Here is a 16,671-nt window from a genome sequence, read left to right as displayed (position 1 = left end):
TCAACTGCGTCTACCGATTTCGCCACTTCGGCACTGAAGAGGATGCGGAAAACGTGGGCGATTATACCGTTACGCGCTTGCGGCGCAACCGGAATCGATGGGGATGTGCGCTAAGCGTCGAAAAAAGCAGCGCTGCCAAAAACGCTGCGCAAAACCCCGGCAGTCGCCTCCGGAACACTCCCAAACTCGCGCGCGGCGGCCACTTCTCCGGAACTTTCTGCCGCCGCATGCCTCTTAACCACAACTGACGCAGTCAGACGTATAAGCACAACGAGGTTGAGATGAAAAAAGCAACACAACGGTTAGTTTGGGGATGGGGTATCGCAGCGGCACTGGTGGCCGGTAGCGCATCGGCGGCGAGCTGGCAGGATCAGCTGAGCAGCGCCGCATCGCAGCTGTCGCAGCAGAACAGCGGCAACACCGCCACCAGCAACACGCAGAACGGCGGCCTGTCGCTCTCTTCGCTCAGCGGCCTGCTGAACGGCGGCGATAAAGCGGTGAGCGCCAACAGCATGACCAACGCCGCTGGCGTGATGGAATATTGCGTGCAGCACAACGTGGTGGATAACAACGTGAAGTCGGTGAAAGATCAGGTGCTGAGCAAGCTGGGCCTGAGCAGCACCACCGCGCAGCAGCAGAAAACCGATTACCAGCAGGGGCTGCAGGGCCTGCTGAACACCGGCAACGGTCAGCAACTGAATCTGCAGAGCCTGAGCAACTCGCCGATGGGTGAGAAGCTGAAAACTAAAGCCTGCGATGTGGTGCTGAAGCAGGGCAAAAAATACATCGGCATGTGATTCCTTCGCGCGGGTTCAGAGGCCGCCTTCCTGCCGTCTGAATCGCCGCTCACCTTATGCCAGCCGGCGCGGGCTGTCCCCCGCGCCCTCTTCTCTCGCCACGTAGCCGCTAAACCCTCAACAACGTCAGCGTCGCATCCGCCACGCGCGCCAGCAGCGTCCTCGCCTGTTCAAACGACTGAATATTGGTGTAGCCAATCACCAGGCCATAGCGCTTTTGCGTCTGCGCGTACCAGCCCGACAGCGGCCGCACGTACAACGCCTGCTGCGCCCACAGCGTCGCCAGCGCCACGTCCTGCGTGCCGCGCCGCAGAAATGCCACGATGTGCATACCGCCGTCGGTCAGCTCAAAGGTAAACAGCCCCGGAAAGCTGGCTTCGATGGCCTCCAGCATCATGCGGCGGCGCTGCTGATACAGGATGCGCATCTTCTTGATGTGGCGATAAAAATGCCCTTCGCTGAGGAACTGCGCTAGGATTTTCTGCGGCAGCAGCGGCAGGCCGGTTTCCAGAATCTCGCCCAGCTCGCCGAACTGCGCCAGCGTGTGCTGCGGCATCACCAGATAGCCGATGCGCATCGCCGGCATCATGGTTTTACTGAAGGTGCCGGTGTAGATCACCCGGTCGTGCACATCCAGGCTTTTCAGCGCCGGAATCACCTTACGCGTATAGTGAAATTCGCCGTCGTAATCATCCTCAATAATCCAGCTGTCATGCTGCTGCGCCCACGCCAGCAGCTGATGCTTGCGCGGCAGCGACAGGCTGACCGCCAGCGGGCTCTGGTGCGTTGGCGTTACCACCGCAAAGCGCGCGTCGGCGTGATAGCGCAGCAGATACTCCACGTCGACGCCCTGCCCATCCACCGGCACATAGTGCAGGTTGGGTGCGATGCGCTTCAGCAGCTGCTGGCCGAAGAAGTAGCCGGGATCTTCGAACAGCACTTTGTCGCCCGGCTGCGCCAGCACCGCCAGAATCAGTCGCAGGTTAGCGCGGTAGCCACTGGTGATGAAGATCTGCTCCGGCTGGCAGTTGAGGCCGCGCGAAATGTTCAGGTAGCTGGCGATGGCCGCCCGCAGCGGCGCATATCCCATCACCGGCGGTATCATCATCTCGTCCGGCCGCAGACTGCGCGCCGCTTTCGCCGACAGCAGCCGCCACTTTTTATGCGGAAACTCGTCCAGCGCCGGGATGCCGAGCCGCAGCTCGCCTTTGCCCTCGGTCACCGGCAGCAGCGCGGGCGTCGTCGCCGGTGCGCGCGGTGGCGTGGTTGCGCTCGCCAGCTTCAGCTGTGGATTAACGCGCGTGCCCTTCGCGCCCTGGCTGACAAAATAGCCTTCGCCGATGAGGATTTCATAGGCGGCCTCCACCGTTTTACGCGCCACCTGCAGCTCGCCCGCCAGCACGCGGATCGCCGGTACGCGGTCGCCCGGCCGGAGCTGTCCGGCAAGAATCTGCTGCCGGAAGCGCTGGTAAATCTCTTTGTAACCCACGCGTCACTCCTTTCTCAGCCACTGTGCAATGTCCTACCTGTTTTCACGCGTAATGGCCCTGTTCGCTCAGACATAGCAGTTTAAGATGCAGGCATTCCCCCCGCAATACGGATGACAGCCATGAAGATTGTGCATTACGCCACCGCAGAACAACTCGCGCGCTGCTACCCGCTGATGCGTGCGCTGCGCGGGCGGCTGGCGGATGAGGCGCAGTTTATCGCCCAGGCGCAGCGTCAGCAGGCGCAGGGTTATCGCCTCGCTGGTATCGAACATCAGGGACAGCCAGCGGTGCTGGCCGGTTATCGCCTGCTGGAGAATTTTATCCACGACAGCTTCTGCTACGTCGATGACCTGGTGAGCGATCCCGCGCTGCGCGGTCAGGGCTTCGGCGCCGCGCTACTCGACGGCTTAGCGGTGCTGGCGCGGGAGTACGGCTGCCACCGTATGGTGCTGGATACCGCAATCAGTAATACCCGGGCGCAGGCGTTTTATCAGCGCTGCGGCTATCAGGCGCTCGGCCTGCATTTTTATCGCTCTATTGTATGAGGAACCACTGCATGAATGTGCTGCACATTAAAGTCAGCCCGGATCTGGCGGGATCGGCGTCGCGCATCGCCTCGGCGCGTCTGATCGAAAAGCTGCGCAGCCGCCATCACGATCTGCACGAGACGGTGCTGGATCTGGCGCAACAGCCGCTGCCGCATCTGGATGCTTTCACCATCAGGGCTTTTTTTACCCCACCGGAGGTGCGTGATGAAGCGCAGCGTAACGCCATTCGCACCTCGGAACGGCTGGTGGATCAGCTGTTTGCCTGCGACACCCTGGTTATCTCATCGCCGATGTGGAACCTCGGGCTGCCGTCGGTACTGAAAGCCTGGTTCGACCATATTACCCGCGCCGGCCGCACCTTCGCCTTTACGCCCGAAGGCACCAAAGTCGGGCTGGTGAGCGGCAAGAAAGTTTACTGCGTGATGGCCAGCGGCAGCGTGTTTGCCCACGGGCCCTTTATGCAGGATGACCAGTTCACGCCGTACGTGCGCGCGGCGCTGGCGTACATCGGCATCAGCGATGTGCAGTTTATCCGCGTCGACGGCACGCACGACCCGCTCAGCCGTGCCCGCGCGTTACCCGAAGCACTCGAAACCATCGAACGTCTGTTCTGACGGAGGAAAATCATGACTCAACGCGTTAACCATTTCAAAACCACCCCGGCGCTGGCCAAAGCGATGTCGGATTTGTCGAATAGCGTCGCCAGCGCGTCGCTGGAGAAGTCGCTCAGGCATCTGGTAGATATCCGCGCCTCACAGCTCAACCACTGCGCGTTTTGCCTCGATATGCACATCAAGCAGGCGGCGATCGACGGCGAGCACGAGCTGCGGCTGCACCATGTGGCGATCTGGCGTGAATCGCCGCTGTTCAGCGCGCGGGAGAAAACCGCCTTTGCCCTGACCGAAGCATTGACGCGCATTGGCGAGCACGGCGTTGACGAGGCGCTGTACGGCGAGCTGCGCGCGCACTTCTCCGAGGTGGAGATCAGCGAGCTGACCTTTAAGATCGCGGTGATCAATACCTGGAACCGGCTGATGATCCTGTCGCAGATGGCACCCGGCGCGCTCGACAGCCCTTACGGGCTGGATCGTGCTGATTTGCGGTAATTTTTATCGCCAGTGGCTACGGCTGCTGGCGATAGCATGTTTTTCTGCGCGCCCTGACGCTATAGTGAAGTTTTGCACCACACAGGACACCGCGCATGAAAGGCATCAACATTGCGATTTACTTCGATCCCGACCTGATTCGCATCTGCGTTCACCAGCCGGATGACAGCTACCTCAGCCAGACGTTTCATTACGCCGACAGCGTGATTGAGGAGATTTATCAGTGGCTGGAGCAGTTCACGCCGGGTCGCACCCACATTTGCCTGATTGAGCATGACACCGCCGATATCCTCGCCGATGAGCTGGTGGACAACGGTTATCACGTGCATCAGGTGAGCCAGCATGCGCTGCTCAGCTGGTTCGCCAGTGAGCCACCCGCCACGCCGGACGGCTCGCCGGTGCGCGCGCTGCTGCGCTATCTGGAGAACGAGAAGCCGGCAGAGTATCAATCACGCACGCCGCAGATTGAAGCGCTGATGGAGTTGCTGGATGAGCTGGACGATCTGGAAGGCGTGGAGAGTGAGGAAGATGAGGATAACCTGCCGGATAACGTGCTGCGCCTGATGAAGCAGAAGAAAATCAGCGCCAGCGACGCCGCCCAGCGCCTGCTGCCAGACGTGAATGAACGCATTCGCGAGCATCTGATTCATTATCCCGAGCTGATGACGCCGGATTTGCTGGAAGATTTTTTCCCCGAGTTGCTGGAAGCGATGGAAACGCCGAAGCATTGATGCTGTCCAGGTGCGCATAAATGCGCACCCTACGAAAAATCGGTGCACAGGGTACTGTAGGGTCGCCATTCATGGCGACCGTTGCGCTGGCAGCTGCGCGCATGAATGCGTAACCAACAGGATTTTCATTGCGTTACGCGGCCATGGCGGTGCGCATAAATGCGCACCCTACGAAAAAATCGGTGCACAGGATACTGTAGGGTCGCCATTCATGGCGACCGTTGCGCTGGCAGCTGCGCGCCTGATATTAACCAGGGAATAAATCATGCTGGAACTGTTCAAAGCCATTGGGCTCGGCCTGGTGGTGATTTTGCCGCTTGCTAACCCGTTAACCACCGTGGCGCTGTTTCTCGGCCTCGCGGGTGACATGAACTTTCAGGAACGCAATCGCCAGGCGCTGCAGGCGTCGATCTACGTGTTCCTGATTATGATGGTCGCCTGGTACGCCGGTAACGCGGTGCTGCACACCTTTGGCATCTCGATTCCCGGCCTGCGCATGGCCGGCGGGCTGATTGTCGCCTTTATCGGCTTTCGCATGCTGTTCCCCGCCAAACCGGTCGGGCATTCGGTGGAGGCCAAACACAAGCTGGATGAACTCGACGCCAGCGACGACCCGCGTGAAACGGTGAATATCGCCTTTGTGCCGCTGGCAATGCCGAGCACCGCAGGACCGGGCACCATAGCGATGATCATCAGTTCGGCCTCGACGGTGAAAGCCGGCGTCGATTTCCCCGCGTGGGTGGTGGCCATCGCGCCGGTGCTGACGTTCCTGGCGGTGGCGGTGATTTTATGGATTTCGCTGCGCAGCTCCGGCGCCATCATGAAGCTGGTCGGCAAAGGCGGCATCGAAGCGATTTCGCGCCTGATGGGGTTTTTACTGGTGTGTATGGGCGTGCAGTTTGTCATCAATGGCGTGCTGGAAGTGGCGCACACCTTTCATTAAACAATAAAAAATCGCACCCTACGCTAGCGGCGCGATTCATCGCGCAATGCCCGACCTCACGCGACGCCGGGCATTGCCATCAGGACAGCGCGCCAGGTCGCGCTGCTACGTTTTAATGCAGCGTTTTCCGCACATCCGCCACCTGTTCTTTCGTTACTGCCGGCGCGTGGTTGCTCCAGCCCTGACGAATAAAGGTGGCCAGCTGCGCCACTTCATCATCGGTCAGACGATACGCAAACGGTGGCATCGCCAGCGTCGACGGCGCTTTCTCCGTTGAGGGCTGCTGCGCACCGGCCAGAATGGTGTGAATCAACCCGCTGGGATCCTGCGCATTGACGATAGTGGCCTGATCCAGCTCCGGGAAGATCCCCGGTGCGCCTTTGCCGGTGACAAAGTGACAGGCACCGCAGTTGTCGAGATACAGACGCTCGCCTTCGGACAGATTCTTCGCCGCCGTCAGCTTCGCTTCGGTCTTCTGCTGCGCCTGCACGTCGTACGCCTGCAGCGGCGGATTGCCACCGAGGAACTTCAGGTAAGCGGCAATTGCTTGCAGATCGGCATCCGTCATGTGCGAGCTGGAGTGCTCCACCACTGACGTCATCTCGCCGCCCACCGCGGCTTTATCGTTACGTCCGGTTTGCAGATAATCGACAATCTCCTGCTCGCTCCAGCGTGGCACACCGCGCAGCGACGGCACCTCCCAGTTATTCAGGCTGCCGCCGGCGAGGAAGCGATCGTCGCTGCTGTCCAGCGCCTTCTCGTTCATGCCGAGGCCGCGCGGCGTGTGGCAGCTACCGCAGTGGCCGAGGCTTTCCACGATGTAAGCACCGCGATTAATCTCCGCCGACGCGCCGCCAATCGGCTGGAACGGCTTATCTGAGGTAAACGCCCAGTTCCAGAAACGCATGCCCCAGCGCTGGCTGAACGGGAAGCTCAGCTTGGTTTCCGGCGGCTGCGCGCTATCTGGCTTCACGCCCTGCATGAAGTAGACGTACAGCGCGTGCAGGTCTTCATCGCTGATTCTGGCGTAATCCGGGTACGGCATCGCCGGGTAAAGGCGCGAGCCGTCCGGCAGCACGCCTTTGCGCACCGCGTCCGAGAACTGCTGCTCGCTGTAGTTGCCGATGCCGTGCTGTTTATCCGGCGTGATGTTGGTGGAGTAAATGGTGCCGAGGTTCGACTCAATCGCCAGCCCGCCGGCGTAATCCGCTTTGCCCGCCACGGTATGGCACGCCATACAGTCGCCAAGGCGCGCCAGATACTCGCCCTTTTTAATCAGTGATGCGTCATCTGCTGCCTGCGCCTGCACCGCACAGCTGCCCAGCAGCACCGCGTGAGCGATTAACAATGATTTTAATTTCATGTGCTTATGCCTGTACCAGTGGGCCGGGATTCTGCAAATAGTGCTCTTTGATAGCCTGCGCCGCCATCAGGGTAATCGCGCCGATGGTATCGGTCGGGTTCGCCTGGAAGTTCTGCGGGAAAGCGTTACCGCCCGGCACAAACACGTTGTGCACATCCCAGCTTTGCAGGTACTTGTTCAGCGCCGAGGTTTTCGGGTTGTCGCCCATCACCGCGCCGCCCACGTTGTGGGTAGAGACGTATTTGGTCAGGTCAAAGTCAGCGCCCATCGGCAGGAAGCTCATGCTCATGCTGTCCGGATTCAGCTCTTTGGCGATGTCGCCAACGATGCCTTTCAGGTGCTGCTGCAGCTTGATCTCGTTCTGTTTCCAGTTAAAGGTCATGCGCAGCAGCGGCTGACCGCGATGGTCGGTGTAGTGCGGATCCAGATCCAGATAGATATCGCGGTACGACTGGCAGGTGGTGGTAATACTGATCTTCATCGAATGGTTGTACCACTGCTCCAGCCCCTCTTTGTACCCCATGCCCCAGCTTGGAGTGCCTTTCGGCAGCGCGGTGCCAATCGGCGTACCGGTTGCCTGCGAACTGTGGATTTTGGCACCGCCGAGGAAGCCGAGTCCCGGACCGTCGAAGTTGCCAGGCGAGATGTCGTTGAACATCTGACCGGTCGCGCCAGCGGTGGCGAAGGCGTTGAAGTTTTTGTCTTTGAAGAACAGCGTGGCGCCGCCGTTGGACAGAAACGCATAGTTACGCCCGACGACGCCCTCTTCGGTGATCGGGTTGTAGGGCTTGCCGATGCCGGACAGCAGCATCAGGCGCACGTTGTACAGCTGGAAGCTGGAGAGCACCACAATCTTCGCCGGCTGGAACACTTCGTTGCCGTCAGCGTCAAAATAGAGCACGCCCTTCGCGGTTTTGCCGTCGTCGTGCAGCACCACTTTGTACACTTCCGCGTGCACTTCATACGAGAAGTTCGGCATGCGCTTCAGCGCGTCCATCACTGCCGTCTGCGGTGAGGCTTTTGAGTAGTTCAGGCACGGATATTTCGAGCAGTAGCCGCAGTAGTTGCAGGGAGCGATCTGGTTGCCGTACGGGTTTTTCCACGCGCGTGAGACGCAGGCTGAGGGGTTCGGGAACGGATGATAGCCCAGCTTCTTCGCCGCCTCTTTGAACATCACGTTATTCAGCGTATCGTCCAGCGCCGGCAACGGATACGGCTCGGAACGCGGGCCTTCAAACGGATCGCCGCCTTCCAGAATTTGCCCGCGCAGGTTGCCGGTGGTGCCCGACTGGCCGCAAATCAACTCAAACTTGTAGAAATACGGCTCGATCTCATCCCAGGTGAACGGGAAATCCATCACACGCATGTCATCCTGCAGGATGCCGGGCTTATAGGCCTGATCGACGTAGGTTTTCAGTTTGATATCGGTGGGCGTGGGGCGAATCAGTACCGCCGTCCAGTGCATGCCCGCGCCGCCGACGCCAGTACCCGGAGCAAACGCGCCCCATTTGCGGGTTGGCAGCGCCGTCTGGTCCATGTTGTAACGCACGGTGACCGCCACTTCTTTTGGCGTGGCGAACACTTTGTTGCGCACGTTATAGGCGTACTCATCGGCCGGTTTCGGGTAAGCGAAATCCGGGTAGTCGCGCTCGCCGCCGCGCTCAAGGGCGCGCACGTCCAGTCCGGCCATTGCCAGTTCAATACTCATCAGCGAGCCGGCCCAGCCGAGGCCGCACACCACGACGTCGACTTCTTTCTTTGTAATCTGTGCCATGTTTTTCTGTCTCACATACCAAATACGGGGATTCAGGCGCGTTCGCCCATCAGGCTGACCGGTCCGAGCGGATACGGTACGTTGTGTTGCTTCACCCACTCGGTGAAGCTGGCGCGTGCGCCCGGGAAGCCGATGGCGATCCAGGCTTTCATGCCTTTGTTGCCGCCGTACATCGGGTCAGCGAGGTAGCCGTGTTTGGTATCGGAAAGCAGCTGGCTGAAGAACTGCGAGGCTTTCAGGTTCGGTTCGCCCAGCGCGGCGAAGTCGATACCGTCGTTTTTATTCACTTTGGTCAGCACCGCGTCTTTCTCTGCCAGCGTCAGCTGCGAGAACGCTTTGTGGTAGGTGCTCTGCGTCCACTGCTCCACCAGTTTGATGCCGGTGCGATACATCTGCTGCGGCGTGAACGGGATCTGATAGCCCATGGTGGCGGGCGCGTGCACATCAAACGGCCCCTGCAGGTAGATCTCTGCGCCGAACTCCGGGCTGTGCAGCTGCTGGTCAATGAAGATCGGCACGTTGGTTTCCAGCGCACCCGGCGCTTTGCCGTTGCCACCGGCGGGGATCAGGCGATCGGTCGCGGCCAGAATAAATTGCCACTCCTCAGCGCTAAAAAAGATCGGTTTATAGTCGGCAAGGTCCGGTGCTGCCATTTCCGCAGCCTGGGCTGCAGTCAGTCCTTTTAAAACCAGGTCGCTTAATGGCAAAGCCAGCAACGACCCAAGTAAAAACTTACGTCTGGTGGTCGGTTTTTCTAAAAGCATGGCGCGACGACTCTCACTTGCTAAGAAAGGGAATTATTTTTGTTAATAGATTTATAAATCGGCAAACAAGCTGGCAATCTTATGGATACAGATATTTCAGGATGTAAGCATTAAATTATAAATGTGTTTTGATGAGAAACCATCAACCTGACGAAAAGTCGCCAGGCGCTGTGGACGCGCTTTCGCAGCGGGAATTGCGCTTTTAACCGTACAAATGCCAGGAGATTAGCGCCAGAGACTGGGCAAATGACTGAAACAAATCGGCGTGAGAAATAGTCGCTCAGCTTAATTAATCAGAAAAAATCATACTTCCATACCAGAGCTTATTCTTATCAATAACCGCTTATTGGCTCAATGCGCAACGTCTGAGCGGTTTATTTCCTGAATATGACAGCGCGCGCACAAAATAACCGATTAGTTAATTGCCGGTATTAATTGTTATTTCCGGCACAGCTCAGAACAAACCGGCATTTAGCCAGCAGCGCGACAGCGATAAAGTCGTCGCATCAATTACTCAGGATAATCATGATGCGAGCACTCTTATTGTTCTTCACCTTATTCAGCAGCGCCTTTGCCCTGCAGGCCGCCACGCCAAAAGACACGCTGGTGGTGGCCGTGCCGCTCGACGGCATTATCAGCTTCGACCCGGCAGAAAGTTTTGAGACCGTCAGTAACAGCGTGCAGCGCAACATTTATCAGACGCTGGTAGAGGCCGATCGCGATGCGCCACAAAAACTCGCGCCGCTGCTCGCCACCTCATGGCAGCCCGGCAGCACGCCGCACAGCCTGGTGTTCAATCTGAAACCGGATGCGCATTTCGTCAGCGGTAACCCGGTGACCGCGCAGGACGTGGTGTTTTCGCTAACGCGCGCGGTGCAGCTCAATAAAGCCCCGTCGTTTATTCTCGCTGAGTTTGGCTGGACGGCGGACAACATCGCCAGCCAGTTGCGGGTTGTGAACGATCATCAGCTGGAGATTCAGTGGCCGGCGCAAATTGGTCAGGATCTGGCGCTGCGCCTGCTGACCGCGCCGGTGGCCTCGGTGGTGGACAGCAAAACCGTGCAGCAGCACATCACCGCCAACGACAGCGGCAACGGCTGGCTGCACACTCACTCCGCGGGCAGCGGCGCATTCAGCATCCAGCAATATGTGCCGCAGCAGGCGCTGGTGCTGAGCGCAAATCCGCACGCCAGCCCGCAGCCGCAGCTGAAACGCATCCTGCTAAAAGGCGTGGCCGATGCCGGTGCACGCCGCCTGCTGATTCAGCAGGGCGATGTCGATGTGGCTTACCAGTTGGGCCCGGACCAGATCGATGCGCTGAAAAACGACCAGCAGCTGCGCATTGAAGCCTTCCCGTCGAGCCTGGTCTATTACCTGGCATTTAATACGCAAAACAAAGCGCAGCCGGCGCTGGGTAACCCGGCGCTGTGGCAGGCGGCGCGCTGGCTGGTGGATTACAATGCCATTTCACGCGATCTGCTGAAAGGCCAGTACCGTATTCACCAGAGCTTCCTGCCGCAGGGCTTTGATGGCGCGCTGGAGAATCAGCCGTTCCATTACGATGTAGCCAAAGCTAAAGCGATCCTGGCGCAGGGCGGTATCAGGCCCGGCAGCAAATTCTCGCTGACGGTGATCAATCAGCCGCCGTACATCGACGTGGCGCAGGCGCTGCAGGCCAGCTTTGCCAAAGCCGACGTGCAGATTGAGCTGCAGCCGGTGGCGGAATCGGAACTGTGGAGCAAAATGCGCGGACGTGATTTCCAGTCGATCTTTATTTACTGGGGCGCCGACTATGTGGATCCGAATACCAACGCCAGCGCCTTTGCCTATAACGTACCGGGCGGCTCGAAAACGCTGGCGTGGCGCGTTGGCTGGGAGATTCCCGAACTGAGCGCGCAGACGCGCACCGCAGCCGGTGAGAGCGACGCCAGCCAGCGCCGCGCGCTGTATACCGCGCTGCAACAGCGCGTACAGCAGGATTCGCCGTTCGTGGTGATGCTGCAGGGCGCGCAGCAGGTGGCGGTGCGCAATAATGTCAGCCACGTGCAGCAGGGCATCGGCGTGAGCCTGCTGTTTTTCGATGCGGTAGAGAAGAGGTAGGTCGGTGCGCGCTGCCCCTCATCCCAGCCTTCTCCCGCCCGCGGGAGAAGGGCCGATCGCGCGGGCAGCAACCGGAACTCCCCTTATTTTTCACCCAAATATCCCTCTCTCTCCCGCGCACCGCTTGCTATTCTTTGAGTCATTACGCAATGCCGGAGAGCGCAAACATCATGACTACCCCACTGCTGATCGCCCAGACGCCTGACCTTCAACTGCATCTGCTGCCCGCCATGGCTAACCGTCACGGACTGATAACCGGTGCGACCGGCACCGGTAAAACCGTGACGCTGCAAAAGCTGGCAGAATCCTTCTCCGCCATCGGCGTGCCGGTGTTTATGGCCGATGTCAAAGGCGATCTTTCCGGCATTGCGGCCGCGGGCGACGGCTCGGAAAAGCTGCTGGCGCGGCTGGCGAAGATTGGTGTCACAGACTGGCAGGCGCAGAAAAATCCGGTGATGCTGTGGGATATCTTCGGCCAGCAGGGCCATCCGGTGCGCGCAACGGTGTCCGATCTCGGCCCGCTGCTGCTGGCGCGGCTGCTCAGCCTCAACGAGGTGCAGTCCGGCGTGCTGCAAATTATCTTCCGTATCGCCGACGATCAGGGCCTGCTGCTGCTGGACTTCAAAGATTTGCGCGCCATGACACAATATATCGGTGATAACGCCAAAGCATTTCAGACGCAGTACGGCAATATCAGCAGCGCCTCGGTGGGCGCCATTCAGCGCGGCCTGCTGGCGCTGGAGCAGCAAGGGGCTGAACACTTCTTTGGCGAGCCAATGCTGGATATCCGTGACTGGATGCGCTGCGACGCTGATGGCAAAGGCTTCATCAATATCCTGGCAGCGGAAAAGCTTTATCAGCAGCCGAAACTCTACGCCACCAGCCTGCTGTGGCTGCTGGCGGAACTGTATGAACAGCTGCCGGAAGCCGGCGATCTGGAAAAACCAAAGATGGTGTTCTTCTTTGACGAAGCGCATCTGCTGTTTAACGACGCGCCACCGGTGCTGCTGGAGAAAGTGGAACAGGTGATTCGCCTGATTCGCTCGAAAGGCGTTGGCGTGTACTTTGTCACGCAGAATCCGGCGGACATTCCGGATAATGTGCTGGGGCAGCTGGGTAACCGCGTGCAGCATGCGCTGCGTGCCTTCACGCCGAAAGACCAGAAAGCGGTGAAAAGCGCCGCCGAAACGATGCGCGCCAACCCGGCGTTTAATACCGTGGAGGCGATTCAGGCGCTGGGCACCGGCGAGGCGCTGATCTCCTTCCTCGATGAGAAAGGCAGCCCGTCGATGGTGCAGCGCGCCATGGTGATCGCGCCGGGCTCGCGCATGGGGCCGGCCAGCCCTGATGAGCGCAACAGCCTGATCAACCATTCGCCGCTGTACGGTAAATACGACAGTGCCGTCGATCGCGAATCGGCGTTCGAAATGTTACAGCAAGGCGTGCAGGCCGCGCCGCAGCAGGCCGATGCGCCGCCCAGCAAAGGCAATAGCGTGGCGGTGGATGACGGCATTCTGGGTGGGCTGAAAGAGATTCTGTTCGGTAGCACCGGGCCGCGCGGCGGCAAGCGCGACGGCGTGGTACAGAGCGTGGCGAAAAGCGCGGCGCGCCAGGTGACCAATCAGATCATCCGCGGCGTGCTGGGCAGTCTGCTCGGTGGACGCCGCCGTTAATCGCCCTCTGCTATGATCGTGGTATGGATAAATATCAACAATTAAAACGGAGCAAGCGTCTGGCCCTGTCGCTGCTGCTGATCGCCGCCGCGACCTTTGTCGTGACGCTGTTTCTGCCGCCCACGTTCTGGGTGCTGGGGCTGAAGGCGATTGCTGAAGCGGCGATGGTCGGCGCGCTGGCCGACTGGTTTGCGGTGGTGGCGCTGTTTCGTCGCGTGCCGGTGCCGTTCATCTCGCGCCATACGGCAATTATTCCACGCAACAAAGATCGCATCGGCGAGAATCTTGGCCGCTTCGTGCAGGAGAAGTTTCTCGATACCGATTCGCTGCTGGCACTGATTCGCCGCCACGATCCGTCACAGCTGCTGGCGCAGTGGCTCAATACGCCGGGCAATGCCGATCGCATTGGCCGCCACCTGCTGCAGGTGATGCGCGGTTTCCTCGATCTCACTGACGATCAGCGTATTCAGCGCTTTTTGCGCCGCGCAGTGCATCGCGCACTGGATAAGGTTGATCTGACCCAGTCCAGCGCGCTGCTGCTGGACAGCCTGACCAAAAACAACCGCCATCAGGAGCTGCTGGACGCTGCTGTGCAACAGCTGCTGCGTCTGCTGCACAAACCCGGCACGCGCGAGTTTATCGCGCTGCAGATTGTGCGCTGGCTGAAACGCGAACATCCGATCAAAGCCAAAGTACTGCCGACCGAATGGCTCGGCGAACATAGCGCCGAGCTGGTCGCCAACGCGGTGGATTCGATTCTGGATGAAGTGGCGCGCGACCAGGGCCACGAATTTCGCCTCGGTTTTAACCGCGCGGTACAGCGCCTGATAGAGCGACTGAAAAGCGATCCGGAGATGGCTGAACGCGCTGAGACCATCAAACACTGGCTGAAAGAGGATGAGTCGTTTAACCGTTATATCGGCGAGCTGTGGCAGGACCTGCGCCGCTGGCTGAAGAGCGACCTCAACAGTGACGATTCGCGCGTGCAGGAGCGGGTGCGGCTGGCGGCGCTGTGGCTGGGCGAAACGCTCGCCGCCGATGAAGCACTGCGTACCTCAATGAATCAGCATCTGGAAGACGCTGCGCGCAGCGTCGCGCCGGAGTTTGCGGCGTTTCTCACTCGTCACATCAGCGATACGGTGAAGAGCTGGGATGCGCGCGAGATGTCGCAACAGATTGAGCTGAACATTGGCCGTGATTTGCAGTTTATCCGCATCAACGGCACGCTGGTGGGCGGTACCATTGGCCTGGTGCTGTTTTTGCTGTCGCAGCTGCCGGGCTGGGTGCAGACGTTGCGCTAACGGTGCGGGCATCGACCTGGCTGGCATAAATAAAAAAGGTCGCCATGAATGGCGACCCTACGGTAACGGTGCGGGAATGACAGGGGCGCCCTGAATCGCGCCCCTGCAACCCTCACTACCGCCGTTTCAGCAACAGGTACAAACTGATGGCGAAGAACGCGCCGCTTGGCAGAATCGCGCCCAGCACCGGCGGTAAACCGTACACCAGACTCAGCGGCCCGAAGATCTGATCCAGCACGTAGAACAGGAAGCCAAAGCTGATGCCGGTGACCACGCGCACGCCCATCGATACGCTTCTCAGCGGACCAAAGATAAACGACAGCGCCATCAGCATCATCACCGCCACCGACAGCGGCTGGAAGATTTTGCCCCACATATTCAGCAGGTAGCGCCCGGATTCCTGGCCGCTCTGTTTGAGATATTTGCTGTAGTTATACAGACCGCTGATCGACAGCGCGTCCGGGTCCAGCGCCACCACGCCCAGCTTGTCTGGCGTCAGATTGGTTTTCCATTCGCCGCTCAGGCTCTGTGAACCGGTAATCTGCTTCGGATCTTTCAGGTCCGACTCATCCACCTGCGACAGCTCCCACAGTTTGCGATCTTTATTCCAGACTGCGGTGGCGGCATAGCGCACGCTCAGCAGACGCCGCTGGTCGGTAAAGCGATAGATACTGACGCCGTCGATCTCGTTGTCGCCTTTAATGCGCTCAATGTAGATAAAATCGTTGCCGTCTTTCGCCCACAGGCCGTTTTGCGTCGAAACCAGCGAGCCGCCGTACAGCTGCTGCGCCCGGTAGTTACGCGCCATCTGCTCGCCCTGCGGGGCGACAAATTCGCCCACCGCCATGGTCAGCAGCACCAGCGGAATCGCGGTTTTCATTACCGCCAGCGCCACCTGCAGACGGGTAAAGCCGGAGGCCTGCATCACCACCAGCTCGCTGCGCTGCGCCAGCGTGCCCAGCCCCAGCAGCGCGCCCAGCAGTGCCGCCATCGGGAAGAAGATCTCGATATCTTTCGGCACGCTGAGCAGCGTGTAGTAACCGGCATCCAGCGCGGTATACGCGCCCTGCCCGGTTTTACGCAGCTGATCGACGAACTTAATGATGCCCGACAGCGACACCAGCATGAACAGCGTCATCATGATGGTGTTGAAGATGGTTTTGCCGATATAGCGGTCAAGGACCTTAAACATCACACGGATCCTCCACGGCTAAAGCGCGCGCGGAAACGGCGCATCGGCACGGTATCCCATACGTTAAGCGCCACCGCCAGCGCCAGATACGCCAGGTTGACCACCCACATCCAGATCGCCGGATCAAACCGGCCTTTCGCCGCGTTGGAGCGCAGCGAGCTCTGCAGCAGGAAGAAGATCAGGTAGAGTAACATTGCCGGCAGCATCGACAGCACGCGGCCCTGACGCGGGTTAACCACGCTGAGCGGCACCACCATCAGCGCCATCACCAGCACAGCGAACACCAGCGTCAGACGCCAGTGCAGCTCCGCCTGGAACTGCGGCGTTTTGGTTTTTATCAGCGTGCTGATATCGGCCTGATCGGCATCGTTAGGATCGAGCACCGCCTCTTTGTACCCCACCAGCGCCTGATAATTGACGAAGTCGGTAATACGGAAGTCACGCAGCAGCGCCGTGCCTTCAAAGCGTGTGCCTTTGTCCAGCGTCACGGTCTGCGAGCCATCTTTGTGCTGCTCCATGTGACCGCTGTCGGCCAGCACCACCGATGGCCGTGCATTGCCCTTCGGTCGCAGCTGCGCCAGGAACACGCTGCCGAACTTGTTGCCTTTCACGTCTTCGACGAACAGCACGGTATTGCCGTCGCTGGAGGTCTGGAACTGCCCCGCCGCCAGCGCAGCCGCTCCCGGGTTGGCTTTGGCATTTTGTGTCACTTCATCCTGATAGCGCGAGGACCACGGGCCAAGCCAGATCACGTTGACCGCCGCCACCAGCGAGGTGAACAGCATCAGGATCATCGCCGCTTTAATCAGGACACCTTTACCCAGCCCGCAGGCGTGCATCACCGTAATTTCACTTTCGGTGTACAGCCGCCCAAGGGTCATTAAAATCG

Annotated in this window: 16 protein-coding genes; 10 read left to right on the top strand and 6 right to left on the bottom strand. The window is 59.6% G+C overall.

Annotated elements, in window-relative coordinates:
- Together QMM04_RS14120 and QMM04_RS14115 are read left to right on the top strand one after the other, a co-directional pair.
- On the top strand, window positions 1-248 hold a 248-nt coding region (locus tag QMM04_RS14120), incomplete at its 5' end, for a hypothetical protein (RefSeq protein WP_282996386.1).
- A gap of 33 nt (window positions 249-281) precedes the next feature.
- On the top strand, window positions 282-797 hold the full coding sequence (locus tag QMM04_RS14115; RefSeq protein WP_021506733.1) for a DUF2501 domain-containing protein: 516 nt from the start codon (window positions 282-284) through the stop codon (window positions 795-797).
- Window positions 798-906: 109 nt separating this feature from the next.
- Here the strand turns inward: QMM04_RS14115 and QMM04_RS14110 are convergent, their stop codons facing one another.
- Window positions 907-2,286 carry a PLP-dependent aminotransferase family protein gene (locus tag QMM04_RS14110; protein WP_282996385.1) on the bottom strand — a complete coding sequence of 460 codons (1,380 nt, stop codon included), beginning with the start codon at window positions 2,284-2,286 and terminating at the stop codon, window positions 907-909.
- Between the two features lie 120 nt (window positions 2,287-2,406).
- On the opposite strand from QMM04_RS14110, the gene QMM04_RS14105 reads away from it, so the two are divergent.
- The 5 genes from QMM04_RS14105 (at window position 2,407) to QMM04_RS14085 (ending at window position 5,615) form a co-directional block, all read left to right on the top strand.
- Window positions 2,407-2,832, top strand: a complete 426-nt coding sequence (locus tag QMM04_RS14105; RefSeq protein ID WP_282996384.1) for a GNAT family N-acetyltransferase — start codon at window positions 2,407-2,409, stop codon at window positions 2,830-2,832.
- An 11-nt stretch (window positions 2,833-2,843) separates the two neighbouring features.
- On the top strand, window positions 2,844-3,449 hold the full coding sequence (locus tag QMM04_RS14100) for an NAD(P)H-dependent oxidoreductase (RefSeq protein WP_282996383.1): 606 nt from the start codon (window positions 2,844-2,846) through the stop codon (window positions 3,447-3,449).
- Window positions 3,450-3,461: 12 nt separating this feature from the next.
- Window positions 3,462-3,941 carry a carboxymuconolactone decarboxylase family protein gene (locus QMM04_RS14095; RefSeq protein WP_282996382.1) on the top strand — a complete coding sequence of 160 codons (480 nt, stop codon included), beginning with the start codon at window positions 3,462-3,464 and terminating at the stop codon, window positions 3,939-3,941.
- Between the two features lie 95 nt (window positions 3,942-4,036).
- Window positions 4,037-4,672 (top strand): hypothetical protein, encoded by a 636-nt coding sequence (locus QMM04_RS14090; protein WP_021506729.1) that lies wholly within the window; start codon window positions 4,037-4,039, stop codon window positions 4,670-4,672.
- Between the two features lie 265 nt (window positions 4,673-4,937).
- A complete protein-coding gene (locus QMM04_RS14085) occupies window positions 4,938-5,615 on the top strand; it encodes a MarC family NAAT transporter (RefSeq protein ID WP_021506728.1) in 678 nt (225 codons plus the stop codon).
- Between the two features lie 112 nt (window positions 5,616-5,727).
- Here the strand turns inward: QMM04_RS14085 and QMM04_RS14080 are convergent, their stop codons facing one another.
- The 3 genes from QMM04_RS14080 to QMM04_RS14070 are packed head-to-tail and all read right to left on the bottom strand — an operon-like array spanning window position 5,728 to window position 9,516.
- Window positions 5,728-6,978 carry a cytochrome c gene (locus QMM04_RS14080; protein WP_282996381.1) on the bottom strand — a complete coding sequence of 417 codons (1,251 nt, stop codon included), beginning with the start codon at window positions 6,976-6,978 and terminating at the stop codon, window positions 5,728-5,730.
- Window positions 6,979-6,982: 4 nt separating this feature from the next.
- Window positions 6,983-8,752, bottom strand: coding sequence for a GMC family oxidoreductase (locus QMM04_RS14075; RefSeq protein WP_282996380.1), 1,770 nt, complete (start codon window positions 8,750-8,752; stop codon window positions 6,983-6,985).
- A gap of 32 nt (window positions 8,753-8,784) precedes the next feature.
- The gene (locus tag QMM04_RS14070; protein WP_031279537.1) at window positions 8,785-9,516 is read right to left on the bottom strand and encodes a gluconate 2-dehydrogenase subunit 3 family protein; all 732 of its coding nucleotides are present in this window, start codon (window positions 9,514-9,516) and stop codon (window positions 8,785-8,787) included.
- A 528-nt stretch (window positions 9,517-10,044) separates the two neighbouring features.
- On the opposite strand from QMM04_RS14070, the gene QMM04_RS14065 reads away from it, so the two are divergent.
- The 3 genes from QMM04_RS14065 to QMM04_RS14055 all read left to right on the top strand — a co-directional run bounded on the left by QMM04_RS14065 (window position 10,045) and on the right by QMM04_RS14055 (window position 14,590).
- Entirely contained in the window at window positions 10,045-11,616 is a 1,572-nt protein-coding gene (locus QMM04_RS14065) for an ABC transporter substrate-binding protein (protein ID WP_282996387.1), read from the top strand.
- A gap of 170 nt (window positions 11,617-11,786) precedes the next feature.
- Complete coding sequence (locus tag QMM04_RS14060) at window positions 11,787-13,289, top strand: DUF853 domain-containing protein (RefSeq protein WP_282996379.1); 1,503 nt, start codon at window positions 11,787-11,789, stop codon at window positions 13,287-13,289.
- A gap of 23 nt (window positions 13,290-13,312) precedes the next feature.
- Window positions 13,313-14,590: a DUF445 domain-containing protein gene (locus tag QMM04_RS14055; protein ID WP_058757214.1), complete on the top strand. Its 1,278-nt coding sequence runs from the start codon at window positions 13,313-13,315 to the stop codon at window positions 14,588-14,590.
- A gap of 115 nt (window positions 14,591-14,705) precedes the next feature.
- On the opposite strand, the gene lptG is transcribed toward QMM04_RS14055, so the two are convergent.
- Entirely contained in the window at window positions 14,706-15,782 is a 1,077-nt protein-coding gene (lptG, locus tag QMM04_RS14050) for an LPS export ABC transporter permease LptG (RefSeq protein ID WP_021506721.1), read from the bottom strand.
- The coding region (gene lptF / locus QMM04_RS14045; protein WP_282996378.1) for an LPS export ABC transporter permease LptF at window positions 15,782-16,671 on the bottom strand (890 nt) is incomplete at its 5' end. The genes lptG and lptF, both read right to left, overlap by 1 nt.

The organism is Pantoea sp. Pa-EAmG (assembly GCF_030024295.1).
Lineage (GTDB): Bacteria > Pseudomonadota > Gammaproteobacteria > Enterobacterales > Enterobacteriaceae > Pantoea > Pantoea dispersa.
This window is presented reverse-complemented; position numbering and strand designations above follow the sequence as displayed.

Excerpts from the sequence above, each read along its gene's own strand:
- QMM04_RS14115 (WP_021506733.1), top strand. The coding sequence starts at position 282 with ATGAAAAAAGCAACACAACGGTTAGTTTGGGGATGGGGTATCGCAGCG.
- QMM04_RS14105 (WP_282996384.1), top strand. The coding sequence starts at position 2,407 with ATGAAGATTGTGCATTACGCCACCGCAGAACAACTCGCGCGCTGCTAC.
- QMM04_RS14100 (WP_282996383.1), top strand. The coding sequence starts at position 2,844 with ATGAATGTGCTGCACATTAAAGTCAGCCCGGATCTGGCGGGATCGGCG.
- QMM04_RS14095 (WP_282996382.1), top strand. The coding sequence starts at position 3,462 with ATGACTCAACGCGTTAACCATTTCAAAACCACCCCGGCGCTGGCCAAA.
- QMM04_RS14090 (WP_021506729.1), top strand. The coding sequence starts at position 4,037 with ATGAAAGGCATCAACATTGCGATTTACTTCGATCCCGACCTGATTCGC.
- QMM04_RS14085 (WP_021506728.1), top strand. The coding sequence starts at position 4,938 with ATGCTGGAACTGTTCAAAGCCATTGGGCTCGGCCTGGTGGTGATTTTG.
- QMM04_RS14080 (WP_282996381.1), bottom strand. The coding sequence starts at position 6,978 with ATGAAATTAAAATCATTGTTAATCGCTCACGCGGTGCTGCTGGGCAGC.
- QMM04_RS14075 (WP_282996380.1), bottom strand. The coding sequence starts at position 8,752 with ATGGCACAGATTACAAAGAAAGAAGTCGACGTCGTGGTGTGCGGCCTC.
- QMM04_RS14070 (WP_031279537.1), bottom strand. The coding sequence starts at position 9,516 with ATGCTTTTAGAAAAACCGACCACCAGACGTAAGTTTTTACTTGGGTCG.
- QMM04_RS14065 (WP_282996387.1), top strand. The coding sequence starts at position 10,045 with ATGCGAGCACTCTTATTGTTCTTCACCTTATTCAGCAGCGCCTTTGCC.
- QMM04_RS14060 (WP_282996379.1), top strand. The coding sequence starts at position 11,787 with ATGACTACCCCACTGCTGATCGCCCAGACGCCTGACCTTCAACTGCAT.
- QMM04_RS14055 (WP_058757214.1), top strand. The coding sequence starts at position 13,313 with ATGGATAAATATCAACAATTAAAACGGAGCAAGCGTCTGGCCCTGTCG.
- lptG (WP_021506721.1), bottom strand. The coding sequence starts at position 15,782 with ATGTTTAAGGTCCTTGACCGCTATATCGGCAAAACCATCTTCAACACC.